The organism is Diaphorobacter sp. HDW4B, from assembly GCF_011305535.1.
Classification (GTDB): Bacteria; Pseudomonadota; Gammaproteobacteria; order Burkholderiales; family Burkholderiaceae_C; genus Diaphorobacter_A.
Genome location: NZ_CP049906.1, coordinates 514,314 through 530,575 on the forward strand (window position 1 = coordinate 514,314; position 16,262 = coordinate 530,575).

Annotated in this window: 20 protein-coding genes; 8 read left to right on the plus strand and 12 right to left on the minus strand. The window is 58.9% G+C overall.

The features are described 5' to 3' along the window. Window position 1: 1 nt before the first annotated feature. On the plus strand, window positions 2-931 hold the full coding sequence (locus G7048_RS27200) for an SDR family NAD(P)-dependent oxidoreductase (protein WP_166071609.1): 930 nt from the start codon (window positions 2-4) through the stop codon (window positions 929-931). Between the two features lie 40 nt (window positions 932-971). Beyond that, window positions 972-1,817 (plus strand): MaoC/PaaZ C-terminal domain-containing protein, encoded by an 846-nt coding sequence (locus G7048_RS27205; RefSeq protein ID WP_166071610.1) that lies wholly within the window; start codon window positions 972-974, stop codon window positions 1,815-1,817. 5 nt (window positions 1,818-1,822) lie between these two features. On the opposite strand, the gene G7048_RS27210 is transcribed toward G7048_RS27205, so the two are convergent. The 8 genes from G7048_RS27210 to G7048_RS27245 form a co-directional block, all read right to left on the minus strand. Then, complete coding sequence (locus tag G7048_RS27210; protein WP_166071611.1) at window positions 1,823-2,614, minus strand: N-acyl homoserine lactonase family protein; 792 nt, start codon at window positions 2,612-2,614, stop codon at window positions 1,823-1,825. Further along, a complete protein-coding gene (locus G7048_RS27215) occupies window positions 2,611-3,828 on the minus strand; it encodes an alpha/beta fold hydrolase (RefSeq protein ID WP_166071613.1) in 1,218 nt (405 codons plus the stop codon). The genes G7048_RS27210 and G7048_RS27215 overlap by 4 nt, the downstream gene beginning before the upstream one ends. Beyond that, entirely contained in the window at window positions 3,773-4,516 is a 744-nt protein-coding gene (locus G7048_RS27220) for a GntR family transcriptional regulator (protein WP_166071614.1), read from the minus strand. The genes G7048_RS27215 and G7048_RS27220 overlap by 56 nt, the downstream gene beginning before the upstream one ends. Window positions 4,517-4,633: 117 nt before the next feature. Beyond that, window positions 4,634-5,347 (minus strand): ABC transporter ATP-binding protein, encoded by a 714-nt coding sequence (locus tag G7048_RS27225; protein WP_166071615.1) that lies wholly within the window; start codon window positions 5,345-5,347, stop codon window positions 4,634-4,636. Continuing rightward, on the minus strand, window positions 5,344-6,087 hold the full coding sequence (locus G7048_RS27230) for an ABC transporter ATP-binding protein (protein ID WP_166071616.1): 744 nt from the start codon (window positions 6,085-6,087) through the stop codon (window positions 5,344-5,346). The genes G7048_RS27225 and G7048_RS27230 overlap by 4 nt, the downstream gene beginning before the upstream one ends. Beyond that, on the minus strand, window positions 6,080-7,051 hold the full coding sequence (locus G7048_RS27235; RefSeq protein WP_166071617.1) for a branched-chain amino acid ABC transporter permease: 972 nt from the start codon (window positions 7,049-7,051) through the stop codon (window positions 6,080-6,082). The genes G7048_RS27230 and G7048_RS27235 overlap by 8 nt, the downstream gene beginning before the upstream one ends. Next, window positions 7,048-7,911, minus strand: a complete 864-nt coding sequence (locus G7048_RS27240; protein ID WP_166071618.1) for a branched-chain amino acid ABC transporter permease — start codon at window positions 7,909-7,911, stop codon at window positions 7,048-7,050. The genes G7048_RS27235 and G7048_RS27240 overlap by 4 nt, the downstream gene beginning before the upstream one ends. Window positions 7,912-7,930: 19 nt before the next feature. Then, window positions 7,931-9,154, minus strand: coding sequence for an ABC transporter substrate-binding protein (locus G7048_RS27245; protein WP_240933383.1), 1,224 nt, complete (start codon window positions 9,152-9,154; stop codon window positions 7,931-7,933). A gap of 185 nt (window positions 9,155-9,339) precedes the next feature. Here G7048_RS27245 and G7048_RS27250 point away from each other — a divergent pair, with 185 nt between their 5' ends. From G7048_RS27250 to G7048_RS27265, 4 genes are all read left to right on the plus strand, one after another. After that, window positions 9,340-9,759 (plus strand): carboxymuconolactone decarboxylase family protein, encoded by a 420-nt coding sequence (locus G7048_RS27250; protein WP_166071619.1) that lies wholly within the window; start codon window positions 9,340-9,342, stop codon window positions 9,757-9,759. Further along, window positions 9,756-10,667, plus strand: a complete 912-nt coding sequence (locus G7048_RS27255) for an NAD(P)-dependent oxidoreductase (RefSeq protein ID WP_166071620.1) — start codon at window positions 9,756-9,758, stop codon at window positions 10,665-10,667. The genes G7048_RS27250 and G7048_RS27255 overlap by 4 nt, the downstream gene beginning before the upstream one ends. 99 nt (window positions 10,668-10,766) lie before the next feature. Beyond that, the gene (locus tag G7048_RS27260; protein ID WP_166071621.1) at window positions 10,767-11,738 is read left to right on the plus strand and encodes a tripartite tricarboxylate transporter substrate binding protein; all 972 of its coding nucleotides are present in this window, start codon (window positions 10,767-10,769) and stop codon (window positions 11,736-11,738) included. 574 nt (window positions 11,739-12,312) lie between these two features. Further along, window positions 12,313-12,714, plus strand: a complete 402-nt coding sequence (locus tag G7048_RS27265) for a hypothetical protein (protein WP_166071622.1) — start codon at window positions 12,313-12,315, stop codon at window positions 12,712-12,714. Between the two features lie 57 nt (window positions 12,715-12,771). Here G7048_RS27265 and G7048_RS27270 read toward each other — a convergent pair whose 3' ends face one another. Genes G7048_RS27270 through G7048_RS27280 form a run of 3 tightly spaced genes read right to left on the minus strand, consistent with a single transcriptional unit; the run spans window position 12,772 to window position 13,769 of the window. After that, window positions 12,772-13,035, minus strand: a complete 264-nt coding sequence (locus tag G7048_RS27270; RefSeq protein WP_166071623.1) for a hypothetical protein — start codon at window positions 13,033-13,035, stop codon at window positions 12,772-12,774. 30 nt (window positions 13,036-13,065) lie between these two features. Then, window positions 13,066-13,449, minus strand: a complete 384-nt coding sequence (locus tag G7048_RS27275) for a type II toxin-antitoxin system HigA family antitoxin (protein ID WP_166071849.1) — start codon at window positions 13,447-13,449, stop codon at window positions 13,066-13,068. Window positions 13,450-13,466: 17 nt separating this feature from the next. Continuing rightward, entirely contained in the window at window positions 13,467-13,769 is a 303-nt protein-coding gene (locus tag G7048_RS27280) for a type II toxin-antitoxin system HigB family toxin (RefSeq protein WP_166071624.1), read from the minus strand. 97 nt (window positions 13,770-13,866) lie between these two features. Here G7048_RS27280 and G7048_RS27285 point away from each other — a divergent pair, with 97 nt between their 5' ends. After that, window positions 13,867-14,361, plus strand: coding sequence for a hypothetical protein (locus G7048_RS27285; RefSeq protein WP_166071625.1), 495 nt, complete (start codon window positions 13,867-13,869; stop codon window positions 14,359-14,361). A gap of 214 nt (window positions 14,362-14,575) precedes the next feature. Here G7048_RS27285 and G7048_RS27290 read toward each other — a convergent pair whose 3' ends face one another. Continuing rightward, window positions 14,576-15,028, minus strand: a complete 453-nt coding sequence (locus G7048_RS27290; protein WP_166071626.1) for a helix-turn-helix transcriptional regulator — start codon at window positions 15,026-15,028, stop codon at window positions 14,576-14,578. A gap of 91 nt (window positions 15,029-15,119) precedes the next feature. Between G7048_RS27290 and G7048_RS27295 the strand changes: the two genes are divergently transcribed. Continuing rightward, entirely contained in the window at window positions 15,120-16,262 is a 1,143-nt protein-coding gene (locus G7048_RS27295) for an Eco57I restriction-modification methylase domain-containing protein (RefSeq protein ID WP_166071628.1), read from the plus strand.

Below are 16,262 nucleotides of genomic sequence, written 5' to 3' on the forward strand. Positions count from 1 at the left end.
TATGCAAGGCATGATGGACGGCAAGGTGGTCGTTGTGACGGGCGCGGGAGGCGGCATTGGCCGCGAGATCGCTCTGCAGATGGCGGCAGCAGGTGCCAAGGTCGTGGTGAATGACATTGGGGTGTCCCTGCACGGAGATGCGCTTGAGCGCGGCGCAAGCGTATTGACACCAGCGCAAGCGGTGGTGAAGGAAATTCGCGATGCAGGTGGTGAGGCTGTGGCCAGCCACGACTCAGTTGCGGAATCGAAATCAGCCAACGCCATCATCGAATGCGCGGTCGACAGTTTCGGCAGGATTGACGGCGTGGTGAACAACGCAGGCAATCTGCGGGATCGCTCCTTTCACAAGATGAGCGAGGACGAGTGGCGTGCGGTGATCGCAGTGCATCTGGATGGTACGTTCTTCGTGAGCCGTGCGGCCGCTACACATTTCCGCGAACAGGAGTCGGGGGCGTTCGTGCATATGACTTCGACGTCGGGGCTTATCGGCAATTTCGGTCAGGCCAATTATGGTGCGGCCAAGCTGGGTATCGTTGCGTTGTCAAAGATGATTGCGCTCGACATGGGGCGCTACAACGTGCGCTCCAACTGCATCGCGCCATCGGCGTGGAGCCGCATGACGAGTTCGATTCCAACCGATACGCCGCAGCAGCTTGATCGTGTGGAGAAGCTCAAGAAGATGGAGGCCGGAAAGATCGCGCCAATGGCTGTGTATCTGCTGTCGGATGCGGCGAGCGAAGTGACTGCGCAGATTTTCGCGGTACGCGCCAACGAGATCATGCTGATGAGCCAGCCACGCCCATTGCGCTCGGTGCACTACAGCGACGGTTGGACCCCCGAGCGGATCGCCGAAGTGGCGATTCCCGCGATGAAGAAGCATTTCTATCCACTGGAGCGCTCGCCCGATGTGATGAGTTGGGATCCGATCTGACCCAAGCAACTGCTTCACTTAGAAGCGAGGGAGAAAATTCATGCGTTTGAGTTATCAGGAGCTGCTGGACTACGACATCCCCGAAGTGCGCCAGCGCTATTCACAGCGTGATTCGATTCTGTATGCGCTGTCCGTTGGCGTCGCGCAGAACCCACTTGATGAGCTGGGGCTGCATTATGTCGATGAGCAGTATGGGCCGCATGTGCTGCCGTCGATGGCCGTTGTGCTCGGCTATCCCGGCTTCTGGCTCAGAACGCCGGGGATTGACGCGGATGTCACCAGACTGCTGCACGGTGAGCAGTCGGTGACTCTGCTTGCAGCCATACCGGCGGAAGGCGAAGTCATTGGCAAGACGCGTGTGGTGGAGGCGGTGGACAAGGGCGAGAAGGGGCTGTTGCTCTACTCGGAAAAAGAGCTGCGCGATGCCGGCACTGGGCAACTGCTGGCGACGACTGCCGCCACCCATGTGTTGCGCGGCGATGGAGGGATGGCTGGTGCCCCCACGCAGGCACGGATGGTGGAGCCCTTCCCAGATTCGCTGCCCCAGGCGAGCTGCACGATCAGTACGCGAACGGATCAGGCCTTGCTCTACCGACAGAACGGTGACCGCAACCCATTGCACAGTGATCCCGCGGTGGCAAAGAAGGCGGGATATGAGCGGCCGATTCTGCACGGGCTGTGTACGTTCGCCATGGTGAATCATGCGGTGTCGCGCACGTTGGGAAAATCGTCGGAAGGAGATTTCGACAGCGTGTTCATGCGCTTTTCCGCTCCCGTCTTTCCGGGCGAGCAATTGCGTGTGGATGTCTGGGGCGATGGTGCATTCCGTGCGACCGCGCTGGAGCGCAACGTGGTCGTGATGCAGGGAAGACAGCGCAATCGCTGACTGAATCAACGGGTGGGTGGCAGGTGAAGGGCGACGATGTCCTGTCCGTTCACCTTGGGGTAGCGCGCCAGCACTGCGGGGTCGTGCCCTGGAATCACATGCTCGGGGGACTCCGCGAATCGCATCAACGTTTCGTATCCCGTCAGCATGTCGGCCACATTGAAGACGATGGGGAACGGTGCATCGTTCTGCATGTTGTCGTAGTAGTGGCTTGCGTCGGATGCCAGCACGACCCAGCCGCGTGCGGTGTGTACGCGTACGGATTGCAGGCCTTGGGTGTGTCCGCCGATATGGAGCACCTGAAGGCCTGGCGCGATCTCCTCATTGCCGTGGCAGAAATTCACGCGCTTGTCATGTACGCCGCGCAGCACGTCCACCACGTCTTCCACGGCATAGGCGTGACGCAGCAGATCAAAGCGCATGTTGCAGCCGCAGGCGTAATGCATTTCACTTTCCTGCAGATGAATGCGCGCATGCGGCAGGCGGCGGATGTTGCCTGCGTGGTCGTAGTGCAGATGGGTGATGATGACGTCGTTGATGTCCGGTGGTGCAAGGCCGAAGACACTCAGTGCCTCGATGGGGCAGCGCAGGAACTGGCGGCGGCGTTCTCGCGCCGCAGCTTCATTGAAGCCCGTATCGACCAGAAAATGACGCTTGCCGTCGCGAAGCAGCCAGACGTAGTAATCCATCGGCATGGGGCCATCGTGCGGATCAGGCGGGGTGATGAAGTTCTCGTGACGCTGGCGATCCACCGTCGCGTAGCGCAGGGCGTAGATTTCGTATTGAGGAAGCATCATCGTTGGGGCTCCATGCGTTGGAGTTCGGGGCGCAGGTAGTCCAGCAGCCGCCATGGGTTTTCGATCATCGGGAAATGCCCCATGTCGGGCATGGTTGTATAGCGCGCGCCGGGAATGAGCGCGGCTACGCGTTGAGAATCTTCAGGTCTCGCGGAGTAGTCGTATGCGCCTGTGAACAGGCTCACTTCGAACTGCGATGTGTCCAATCCCGCGAGATGCACGGGGGCGTCGAAGTCTTCGCTGTAGAAGTGCAGGTCGGCTTCATACATGCCGAAGCCGCCTTGCGAATAGATCCACGCGGCTTCGCGTCGCATGCCTAGTGGCGACTGAGGCGCCATGAGCCCGCGCACGTAGGCTGGGTTGTGTGCGGCCTGATTCACCTGTGGATTGCATAGCATGGGGCTGAGCCGTCCGGTGGCCTTCCAAGGTGCTTCCAGGGCTACGACGCCCGCCACGTTCTCGGGATTGCGCGCTGCGGTGTACAGCGCCATGGCTGCGCCCATCGAGCAACCGAGCAGCACGCTGCGCGCGCGTGCGCAATGCTGGATGACTGCGTTGCAGATGCTCAGGTAGTAGTCACGTTGGAGGAGTGGCGCGGTCCACGCACCGCCTGGTGATGGTGGGCTGCGTCCATGACCCGGCATATCGAATGCGATCATCCTCCAACGCGATTGAAGTGCAGAATCCGCCATCAGGCCGTGGTACTGCCGCGAATCCGCTCCGGCGGTGTGGAGCATGACGAGTGGTGCTCCCACGCCTGACTCTTCCACATACAGTGTCGTGGGCTCGCCATTCAATGGGACTTTGATGTATCTGCCCTGAATGGCAGAGCGATCGATGTGGTGATGCGGGGTGTCTATCTGCCCGCGAAGTATCTCGAAGAAGCGCTCCAGCGCATGCAGCGCTTGGGCGATGTGCAGTGGTTCGCCGATGACTTCAAACACATCGACGAAGCGCATCGCTGCGGTGAATGATTGGAAATTGGGTGGCGGCGCTGCCGCCAGAAAGTGTTCCCAGCAATTGCCTGGAGCACTCAACAGAATGCCAGCCTCCTGCAGCGGAGTATCCGGCTGGTGGATGGCGATGCGGCTGGCCGGGTCGTTGCCCGACTGCATTGCAATCGGAACTGGCAGTCGCCGCGTGGCGACCTGGAATTCCCTATCCCGTTGCGCCCTTGCTGCCCCGGCCTGAAGCCGCTCGTGTATCTGGTTCACGTTCGTCTGCCTCCAGTTTTTGTTGTTTCAGCACGTCCAGCGCGGCTCGTTCCGCGTTGACGATGTGGTCGCGTGCGGCGTCTCGTGCACCTTCTGCATCGCGTGCCTTGATGCGCTCGAAGATGAAATCGATTTCCGACAGGCTTTGAGGCAGGCGCGCGGGGCTGGAGAACGAGGTGGCGCGCAGCAGGTTGATGCGCGAGAGCAGGCCAGGAAGCATGTCGCTGATCAGATCGTTGTCGCAGCCTGCAAGCAGCACGCCATAGAACTCGCGCTTGGCGGACAGCAATGCAGCCTGTTCATTGGCCGCAGCATGTTCATGCAGCGCGAGCACGGTCAGGCGCAGGCGTTCGATGTCGGCATCGCTTGCAAGGCGCGCGAACTCGTGTGCGGCGAAACCCTCGAGCAGTGCGCGCAGCGCGTACAGGTCCTTTGCCGCCTTCTCCGTGATGCGAACGACGGTAGGGCCGCGATGTGGCTCAATGGTGATGAGCCGTTCGGCCTCCAGCGTGCGCAATGCCTCTCTGAGTGTAGGGCGACTGATATTCAGTTGATCACACAGCTCCTGTTCGCGCAGCCTTTCACCGCCTCTGAGACGGCCTTGCATGATGCTGGTGCGCAGGAAATCTTCGACGCGCGAGCGCAGGGTGCTCGGCTTTTCAAAGATGGAGTCGGAAGGGCTTGCCATGAAAACCTCGGTCGTTCGTTCAGCTTGCAACCGCTGCAGCATGCCCGCTTCTGAGCCGGCATGTCGCGCGCGATCGCTTATCAGGAAACCCGAGATTATCTCGCTGACTGTGCATGGTCACATTCCCAGGTAGGCGGCGCGCACGCGCTCATCGTTGAGCAGTGCGCTGCTTTCGCCTGAAAGCACCACGCGTCCCGATTGCAGCACGTAGGCCTGCTGAGCCACCGAAAGTGCCAGACGGGTGTTCTGCTCCACCAGCAAAATCGTCAGACCTGTGCGGTGGATGTTGACCATCGCCTCGTGCATTTCCTCCACCACCTTGGGGGCAAGGCCGTGGCTTGGCTCATCAAGCAGCAGCAGGCGCGGGCGCAGCATGAGCGCGCGGCCAAAGGCCACCATCTGTTGCTCGCCGCCCGACAAGGTGCCTGAGGCCTGATTGCGCCGTTCCTTGAGTCTGGGGAACAGCGTGTAGACGCGCTCGCAGTCTTCGCTGAGTGCGGCCCTTTCCCTTCTTCGGGTGTAGGCACCGAGCCAGAGGTTTTCTTCAACACTCATTTCTGCAAACACATGTCGACCTTCGGGGACATGCGCGATGCCGAGCGCGGGCACCTGATGGGCGGGAAGTTTCAAGATCTCCGTGTCGGCAAAGCGGATGCTGCCACTGGTCTTGCCAAGCAGGCCGGATATGCACCGCAGCAGCGTACTTTTGCCAGCGGTGTTCGCACCCACCACCGCGACGAATCCGCCTTCAGCCACCTCGAGCGAGACGTTGTCGAGCACGGGGCTGCGGTCGTAGCGTGCAGTCAGTCCATCGATGTTCAAGAGACTCATGTGGGAATCTCCACATGTTCAAGCGATTTGCCGAGATAGGCCTCGATCACGATGGGGTTGGCGGCGATTTCAGCAGGGGTTCCCTCCGCGATCTTCTTGCCGAAGGACAGCACCAGAATACGGTTGCACAGACGCATGATGGCGCGCATATGGTGCTCCACCACGATGAAGGTGATGGCCGATTCGTCGCGCAATTGGCGGATGAGGTCCAGCATCTCGTCCATCTCGGTTTCGTTGAGTGCAGCCATCACTTCGTCGAGCAGGAATACCTTGGGGCCCGTGCACAGTGCGCGCGCCAGTTCCACCCGTGCCTGCTCGGGAAACGACAGATCGCCAGCCAACTTGTTCTCAATCGCGGACAGGCCCACGCGCGCCAGATTCTGCCGCGCAAGTTCGCGTGCGCTGGGCACATCGAGCCGCATCACGCCACCTACCAGCACGTTCTCCAGCACAGTCATTTCCGGGAAGAGCGCGACGTTCTGGAACGTCTTGGTCATGCCGCGCGAGGCGATCCGGTGCGGAGACCATCCCGCTATCGACTCCCCCTCCAACTGGATATCGCCTTGGCTTGGCTTGTACAGTCCCACCAGCAGATTGAACAAGGTAGTCTTGCCCGCCCCATTGGGACCGATGAGCCCGAGGATGTCGCCACGCGCCACGCTGAAGCTCGCGTCGTCCACCGCCTTGAGGCCGCCGAAATGGCGACTGACGCCACGCACCTTGAGTATTTCTTCAGGCATGGTTACCTTTCAGCATGTCTCGAACGCGGAACCACAGAACGGACAAACCACGTGGTTCGATGAGGATGATGGCGATGAGAATCACGCCATACGCGAGTTGCGATGCGCCAGCGGTACGTCCCGAAAGCCATTCATTGAACAGCTCTTCCAGAGGAATCATCACCAATGCGCCGAGCAGCGGACCGGCCACCGTACCCACGCCACCGATGATGCAGACCAGTGCCACCTTCACCGAAATGCCGACGAGCGAGAACACCGTGTCGGGATCGAAGAAGAAGATGAATTGCGCGTACAGCGTCCCGCAAGCACCCATCAACGCCGCAGAGATGACGGACGCCTGAATGCGTGTGAGCGCGGTGTTCACCCCGATCACTTCGGCGGCCTGCGGATTGGCCTTCACTGCGCGCAATCGGTAGCCAAGACGCGAGCGGCTGATGAGCCAGAAGATGAGCGACGTGACAACGACCGCGCCCAGCATCAGGTAGTAGTAGGGCATGCTGGACTTGAACTGCATCAGTGCCAAACTTCCTTCCGAGAACGGAACCGAGATGCCCACCGGCCCGCCGGTCACTGATGCCCAAGTGTTGGCGATGGCACGCATCACTTCGCCGAACGCCAATGTAGCCAGTGCAAAGTAGTGTCCGCGCAGACGCATGGTCGGCAGCGAAAGTAGCCCACCCGCGACGGCTGCCACTCCCATTGCGGCGATCATGCCGATCCACGGTGAGATGCCCCAGCGCATCAGCAGCAGCGTGGAGGTGTACGCGCCCAGTCCAAAGAATGCGGCGTGCCCCAGCGATATCTGATTGGCGAGTCCGCCCACGATGTTCCATGCCTGTCCCATCGCGGCGAACAGCAACACCAAGGTGAGCACGCGGATGCCGTATCCCTGATCTTCAAACGCCCAAGGCACCGCAAGCGCCAGCAGCAACGGCAACAACCATTTCAAAGTTTGACGGGTCATGAGCCAGCCTTTTTCAGAAGCCCTTCAGGACGAAAGGCTAGCACCAGAATGAACACAGCGAACAGCACCAGGTTCTGCAGCTGCATGGGCAGGAACAGCGATGAGAGCGACTGGATGACGCCTACGGCAATGCCGCCGACGACCGCGCCCATCACGCTGCCCAGTCCGCCCAGAACCACTGCAGTGAACATGAGCACGCTGAACTGCGAACCTACTGTGGGAGATGCGGTGAGGTAGGGCAGGATGATGCCACCGCCAAGCGCTGTGAGCCCCACGCCCAAACCGAACGCCAGTTGATGAACGCGCTGCGTGGAAATTCCGTAGAGCCGTGCTGCCATCGGGTCTTGCGCGGTGGCACGCACCGCCATGCCCCACCAAGTTTTCTTGAGCACCCACCACAGCACGAAACCGCTCACGCTCGCAACGCAGAACGCAAGCAGATAGGGCGCGCTGAGCAGCAACGGCCCCACGGAAAATGCCGTCATCTGATAGGGCGTTTGCACTGAGCGGAACTCCGATCCGAACAGCATCAGCGCCAGATTTTCCATCACGATGAGCAGGCCCACCGTGAGAAAAATCTGCGCAACGGCGGGTGCACCAAGAACGCGATTGATAAGGAACTTCTGCACCAGAACACCCAGTGCGAATGCGACCATGAAGGACAGCACAGCGCCTGCAAGCGGGTCGAGACCAAGCAGTCTCCACGCGAAGTAGGCCACATACATGCCGACCATCAGGAACTCGCCCTGCGCAAAGTTGACGATGGAGACGACGCCGAACACCAGCGTCAGCCCAATCGATATCACGGCATAGACACCGCCCAGCAAAATGCCGTCAACGAGAGCTTGTAGAAACTGCATCGTCCGAGCCTCATTTGCGTCAGTTGGCCGAGATGATCTTGCCCTTGGCCAGTTCCTTTGGCCAGACGGACACGAGCTCGTTGTTCTGCCATTGCACCATCACGGGTTGCGCCAGCGTGTTCAGGCCGTTGGCATCGAACTGCACGCCGCCGCCGGACATCACGCCCGCCCATCCTTTGTCAAAACGTGGGCCGCGAAGCGCTTTGGAAATGTCTTCCGGCTTATCGGTCGCCGCCGTCTGCAATGCCTGCGCGAGCACGCCAAGACACACTGCATGTTCCAGGGCCTCGTGCGGCATGAAGGTGCCAAAGCGCTTGCGATAGCGTTCCGTGTAGTCCGGCTTCTGATCGTAGTTGGCGGGGGCGATCGACAAAACAGCTTGTGCGTGAGGACCCAGAGCCTTGGCGAAGTCTGGAATCACATATCCTGCCGCGCCACCGACGACCGGCATCGTGAGCTTCTGCTGACGCATCACGCGGATGATGAGCAGGCTGTCGTTCAGATACGAGATGGGGAAGACCAGTTGCGCATCTGAGTTGCGCAGCTTGCTGATCAGCGGCGTCACGTCGGTGATCCCGAGCGGATACGCCTCATCCAGCACGATCTCCGCACCGGCCTTCTTGGCGGCATTGCGCACGCCGACAGCCTGCGATGAACCATAGGCTGTGTCTTCGTAGAGGATGGCGATCTTCTTGATCTTGTCCGCGCCCGCGACCACTGCTGCAGCGTAGTCGTACTGAGCCTGCCCCAGCACCGAACCTTTGGAGACAACCTGGAAGATGTTCTTGAAATTTCGCTCGGTCAGCACGTCGGAGAAAGACATCGTCAACAGCGGAATGCCGCGACGTTCCGTCACCTCAGACACGGCCAGCGTAAGTGACGAGGCGTACGCACCGATGATGGCCGAACAGCGGTTGCTGGTGATCAGGCGCTGGGCGACTGTGGCGGCAGTAGTTGGTTGCGATGTGGCATCGGCCACCACCAGCTTGATCTTTGCGCCGCCAAGCGACGCGATGCCGCCCGCTGCATTGATCTCGTCGGCCACCAGTTCAAGGCCCTGACGCGAGTTGATGCCGAACTGCGCGTTGGCACCCGAGAGCGGAAGGATGACGCCGATGTTCACTTCCGTGGGCGCGGCCAGCACTTGCCCCGGCAAGCCCAGAGTGGCAACGCCAAGCGCACCGCCGGTTGTCACCATGAACGATCTGCGAGTGCGCAGACCTGTTGTCCTCTTGTGTGGCATGTCTGTCTCCTTTGGATGTTTTGTATTTGCCGGTTGTCACCAGCCAAACAATTATTCTTACCATCTTATTGACTGTCAATAATATTGTATGACAAACTTACGAAAAAACGAGGGCGACTGTGATGCAAGATCACCGCATCACTGAATCGCTCAGGGCAAATCACCTATCAACCAAGGAGATCTACATGGCAGACAAGCAGAATCCCAACCCCGTACAGGAACTCTTCGATGAAGGCCTGAAACTGCGTAGAGAGGTGCTGGGCACCGAATATGTGGATGGCTCGCTTGCGCGTGCCAACGATTTCATGATGGCGTTTCAGCGCATTACGACCGAGTGGTGCTGGGGCTATGCATGGGGTCGTCCGGGTCTGGAAAAGAAGACCCGCAGCATGCTGAACCTGGCCATGCTCACGGCGCTGAACCGCCCGGCAGAAATCAAGCTGCATGTAAAAGGCGCACTCAACAACGGAGTGACCGCTGAGGAAATCAAGGAAATCCTGTTGCATGCCACCGTGTACTGCGGCATTCCTGCGGGTCTGGACGCGTTCAAGGTCGCCAACCAAGTGCTTGAGGAAGAAGGCGCATTCAAGGAGAAGCAGGCATGAGCGCGCAGCGAGTAGGGTTTGTCGGCGTCGGCAGCATGGGCTGGCCGATGGCCAGCCGTCTGCTGCAGGCAGGTTACACGGTCACCGTGTATGACGCCGTGAAGGCGCAGGCCGAGCGCTTCGCCAAGGAAGTTGGCGGCACTGCCGCTGCGGACTGCCGCACATTGGCGCAGAACAGTGATGTCATCGTCACCATGCTGCCGACCAGTGCCATCGTCGAATCGGTGCTGCAAGGCGAGCAGGGTGTGATGGCCGGTGTGAAACCGGGTTCGGTCATCGTCGAGATGAGCTCCGGCGTACCTGCTTACACGCAACGTCTTGCACAGCAGGTTGCAGCGGCGGGCGCAGAACTGGTCGATGCTCCCGTATCCGGCGGTGTGCCCCGTGCACGAACCGGCGAACTGGCCATCATGTTCGGTGGCCCCGCGCAGACGCTGGAACGCGTGCGCCCTGTGTTGCAGGCAATGGGCACCTCCATCGCGCACACGGGTGGAGTCGGAAGTGCGCATGCGATGAAGGCCTTGAACAATCTGGTCTCCGCGGGCGGCTTCCTGATCGGGGTGGAGGCCATGATCATCGGCCAGCAGTTCGGGCTTGATCCGAACGTGATCGTCGACGTGCTTAATGCCTCCACCGGCATGAACAACTCCACGCAGAAGAAGTTCAAGCAGTTCGTGCTTTCGCGCGGCTTCAACTCCGGCTTCGGCCTGGATCTGATGGTCAAAGACCTGGGCATTGCGCTTGGCATGGCCAATGACGCTGGAACGCCCACACCGTTTGCATCGCTGTGCCAGGAAATGTGGGCATCGGCGGGCAAGGCATTGGGCAAGGGACAGGATCACACGGCAGTCGCTCGATTGTCGGAATTGCTGGCCGGCGTTGAACTGAAGCCCGGCCCGCCACGCTGAACGAACGCGGCGAAATCGAAAGCACTTCGCATCCACTTCCAAGAAAGTGGAGTGGAGTGTTGCCGACCTCAAAAAAAGAAAATCATGGAGACAAGACAAATGAAAAAATACTGGCTGGCCGCTGCATGCTTCTCATTGGTGGGGGCTACAACACAGGCTCAGGAATTTCCAACGCGACCGATCACCATGGTCGTGCCGTATGCGCCTGGCGGATCGACAGACGGCTTGGCACGCATTGTTGCCACCGCGATGGGCAAGAGTCTGGGGCAATCCGTTGTCATCGAAAACCTCGGCGGAGGCGGAACCATGATCGGCAATCAACGCGTACTGCGCGCGGCACCCGATGGCTACACGATCAGCTTTGGCAACATGGGCTCATTGGCCATTGCGCCATCGCTCTACCCCAAATCCAACTTTGACCCGCGCAAGGACATGGTCGCTGTGGGGCTGGTGACCACGGTGCCGATGGTGCTCTCGGTAAGCAATGCAAGCGGTGTGAAGAACATGGCGGATCTGCTCACGAAACTGCGAGGCAAAACGGATGCTGTGAACTTCGGCAACGCGGGCTCAGGCTCCACAAGCCATATCGCCGCAGCCAACTTTCTGCACGTTACGTTCAGCGAAGGAACGCAGATCCCGTATCGCGGTGCAGGCCCGGCCATCGCAGACCTGATGGCGGGTACGGTGGATGCCGTCATCGACCAGACTGTCACCATGATCCCCCTTCACCAAGGAGGCCGTGTGCGTGCTCTGGCAGTTGCAAGCAAGACGCGCCTCGCACAGATGCCCGATGTGCCGACCTTCGCCGAAGCAGGTGTCGCTTCATTCGACATGAGCGTATGGAACGGCATCGCCGCACCGGCCGGCACGCCCGCCCCTGTGGTCAAACGGCTGGAATCCGCATTGACCGCTGCACTCAAGGACCCCTCGGTGCGCGAATCACTGGAGAAGCTTGCAGCACAGGCACCTGCGGACGCTGAGCAGGGAAGCACAGCCTTTCAAAGCCTCATTGCACGCGACGTTCCAAAGTACGCGGAGTTGATTCGTGTGGCGAAGGTGACGGTGAACTAGAAGAGGCAGTAACACGCAGGATTGTGGTTGTCGGGCTCTGATTCCGGAAGGTGGTCGTGTACCTTCGTTGCTTCGATCAAAGGCGCTTGGGCAGGCTGTTGCTCCAGCTCGGCCCACGGCGTTGTTATGTCAATCATGGTCGTGCCCCTTGAAGCGGTATGTTGGTTTGAGCTCTTTTGGTCGGGACAGCCGCTAGGGTGAACCAAGTGCTCCTGCGCACAGGGTTCTCCGCCCAGACCCATGTCGGCCCCAGCAGTGCTTGAAGAAGATCTCGCACGCGGTAGGGACTCATACGGCGGTGAGACTCAGGCAGGTTCAGATTCAGAAAGGCCAATGCATCTGGAGTCAGCACAGCTCTGTCCATCGTCTAGCCGGGGCGCATCGGGAAAGGGCTTGCTGGAACAGGGCAAGGAGGAGGGCAGGCAGGGACCTGCAAATGGCTTGATACGTCCGCGTCAACGCATCCCAAGTTGCCGATTTACGGATGAGGGCGCAAGCTTGCGATTAGTCCATTGCATGAGTGATGTGCCTTGGACCAAACTCACGGACCTACAACGCGATGCGGGAGGTAGCCATGCCAGGCAAGAAACCAGACTCCGGAACTCGTTCACCGCGACGGCGAATACCTTCGTCGAAACCAGAAAGTGATTGGATCGAGGAGAGTTCAGCCGTGCTATCGGCCTCGTCGGACGAAACGGGATCGGATCTCAGTCCGCCCCTGAAAGATGCAGAACTGGTGCAGCTTCGTATCCGTGTGATTGCACTCGAAAACATAGTGATCGCGCTGCTTGCGCAAGTGCCCGAGCATCAGCTTGGCCTTGCGCGTGAAATGGCTGACTTCATATCTCCCCGGCCCGGATTCACGCCACATCCAATGACCATCAATGCAGCAGCCGAGATGAACAGTCTTGTGAAACGAGCCGATGCGTTCAGAGCCGGGGAACATGTCTCAACAGATGGTCTTCAGCCGACGTGACTCATTCTTTTGATCAGCGCTGTTCGAGCTCGGCCTATTTGCTGGGGCAGCAGTGCATCAAGTGAGGATCGTGTAGTTCGGCGGAGCGTTGTTTTTGAAACCCTCGTAGATATCCATCACGTAGACACCGCCGTTGTCGGAGCGCAGTCGCCGAACTGCCTCATGAGCAAACGCGTATGCACCACCCGAGTCGTTGCCAGCACAACGCATCAGCCACGCAAGGATGTCGGCGGAGTCGATGCTTGTGACGCAACTGTCGATGATGAAGCGTTGGCCGATTTCTTCGACCAGATCTTTCAACGAGTGCTTGCTGGAATCCACGTTCAGATACTGCAGTGTTGTCGCGGCGGTTCACGCAAAGGTTGATGCAGGTGCGGGCTCACGAATGAGGGCTTCTGCAGGGATGCCAAGCCCGATGTGCAGTTTGCGAATCATCGACAGGGAAAGCGGCCGTTTGCGGGCCAAGACTTCATAGACGCGATTCTTCTGGCCAATCATGGGGACAAGGTCTTGCACCTCAAGCCCTTGTTGCTCCATGCGAAACTTGATCGCTTCAATAGGATCAGGTGCTTCGATGGGAAAATGCTTGCGCTCATAGGCTTCGACGAGCGTGGTCAACACATCCAGTCGCTCACCGTCGGTCGTATCGGGCATGGGGTCGAGGTCCACCAGTTTGGACACCTCCTTGAGCATCGCGGCGTAATCTTTGGGGGTGCGAATAGGATGAATTTGCATGATTTCCTCCATGAACATCAGTCCACTTCTACGGTTTCGGCATCGATCGCGTCGTATTCCTTGTGCGTGCCGATGAACTTCACATAAATGATCTGCAGGTTGTAGGCGATGGCGACGATGAGCCGGTAGTCGTTGCCTTTGATGTTGAAAACCACCCTGCGATTCTTGAGGATGCTTGCGCTTCTGTACTGGGCCTTGATGTCTGCAGGCTGCGTCCATTGCGCATTCAAAGCCTCGTCGTACCACGCCTTCAAATGCTGCTCTGCATCCGGGTTGGCTTGCCAGAATTTACGCAGGATGGGGAGTGCTACAACACGCATTTATGCATTTTAGTCCCAAATTGGGATCGGCGGCAAATGCTTTTATCAATTGTCGAAAAGTTCTTTGCAGAGGGACTCACGGATAGGGGCGAGTAGCATGCCAATTCCAAAAGGAGGGAGTATGCGAAGTTGGATTGTTGGATTGATGTTCGCTGCAAGTGCGACAGGGGCTGCAGCTCAGCAAACGATGTCGTTCACATCGCCACCGGACACATTCAAATTGAACTCAACCGCGACCGGGACTGTTGCCAAGAGTGGTCCATTCTTGACGGTACGCTTGGATCAACATGTGATGTGGCAGCCGAAGAAGTATGCGGAATTGGTCGATGTGATTGGCTACAAGATTGAGCTGGCAGGCAATGAAAATGGCCGCTGGAACACATCACGATCATCGGCATTGGTGCCGTTTTCATACCAGTCTGGGCCAGGTCTAACCAAGCAAGTGCCGACAGTGACTGCATTGATCCCTGTCGACGGAGTCAAGACCTTCGATGACAAGTGGCTGATTCTGACGATCGTCCTGAAGCATCGTGATGGAGAGGCATACACTCATTCGCATTCCGAGCGTTTGAAGCTGAATGTGGCTCACTGATGCTAGCTTCTGCGGCTCCTTTTTGAAGGCAGCGAAGAAATGACTGAGTCAGATCACGTTCGCAGAATCTAGACAACCCGGAATGGTACGTCGTCAAGCTGGTGTGACGACTGCTCCGCAGCGAAAGCAAACCTTCGATGCTGGATGTGGAATGACTGCTGTGCAGCGAAGATCCCCAAATTTCCGCGCGCACCCAGAGTCCAAGGGACCGCTACTACAGACTTTCCAGCGCGGTGATGAGCGCCGTTGCCGCGGCCATGTGCCGAGGAGAGCGATCCAGTAACGCTGCAAAGCGATTCAAAAGCTGGGGATGGCGTTCACGAGGTGCTTGAGTATTTTGCAAAAAACTCATTATATTTTGCAAATTTTCCGAAACAAAAATGAAGTGTCCAGCCTCGAATCTGGATATCTGGCCGGCATTGACCGAGGTTGCTTTTTCTAGTTCCTTCAGTGTGATTCCGCAGTCTTTTCGCACCCTCTGAAGATAGATTCCGAGTGCTTCGGCCTCTTTTTTTGACTTGCGTTCCTTTGTCATCTTGCATAAAATTATGCAAATCAAAATGCAAATAGTCAAGATAGCTCCATGAGCACTTGCCGCACGGTTTTGCTGAGATAGCTGCCCCGAGCGCCTAAGATTGGTGCAGTACGGCTCATCGCTTTGGGCCATGACGAGCAAGGGAGCTCCAAGGGTTCACACGATGAGATACAGAGTCACTCGCTCCACTAGAACACGCCGCGGCCAGATTCTTACGCCGCCCATGCTTGCCGCTCGCCTAGCCGGCAGTCTTCAGACCGATGCCGGAGATTGGCTGGAACTCGGATCCGGTTCAGGACGTCTGCTGGAGGCTTGCCTTGCATCGCGATCGATCGACCACTTCGTGGGCGTGGAGTACGACCAGCGACTGGCCGCACTGTCACCTTGCAGCCCCCCAGTCGAATTGTTCCAGGCAGATGCGCTCCAACCCCAAGCGTTGCAGTCGTTTCTAGGGGATCGGCGTTTCTCCTGCGTCGTGGGCAATCCTCCGTTCGGGGTAGAGCAGCTCTCGACCGCCTCGATCGAGCGTCTGTACTCCCTCTATCCGGATGCGCGCGTCGTCAATGGCTGGGCCCGACTAGATCTGTACTTCATGCTCGAGTCGCTGTCGCGGCTCAAGCGGCCAGGGGAGGCTGCCTTCATCGTCGCAGCCCCTATCGTGCAAGATCCGGCGCTCGCATCGTTCCGGGAGACCTTGATCGATTCCGCTTCTGAGGTGGAATGCTACGAGTTGCCGCACAAGACGTTCGACAAACGTGCCGAAGTGCAGTCGTTCCTGTTGATCGCCCGCTTTGGCGCCAAGGGAGGGGCACGAGTGGTCTCCGGCCGTCTGGCAGGGCCCGAATTTCAGATCACTCAGACCAGACAGTTGACCCGTGAGGCCGCGATCCATCGTCTGGACCTTGCCCATTACGAGTTCCTGGATTTCAACCAAGCGCTCACTCGGCGCAACGACTTCACCACTTTGGCTCAGCTTGGCGCCAGCATCTGTCGGGGCAGCCGCTCCCGCCATGAGTTCGAGGCAATGGAGCTAGAGCACTTTCACACCACGGACTTTCCCCGGGGTGGGGGTGACGTGTCGTTTGGCCGCGGTGTGCGTCGTGAGTTTCAGATGGCGACTGCTGGGCATATCTTGGTCTCACGAGTCGGATCCCGTTGCATTGACCGCACCGCCATCGTCGTCAAGGGGCAGCGCGCATTCACCGAGGCGGTCTATCGCATCATTGTCCCGGAAAGTGCGCGCACGACGACGTTTGACTGGATGAGCAGCGAGGATGGAAAGGCTTGGAGGTGCCAAGCAGCGCTCGGATCGTGCGCCAAGCACCTGACGGTCTCCTCGCTGATGGCCATGCCTGTGCCAGCCTGA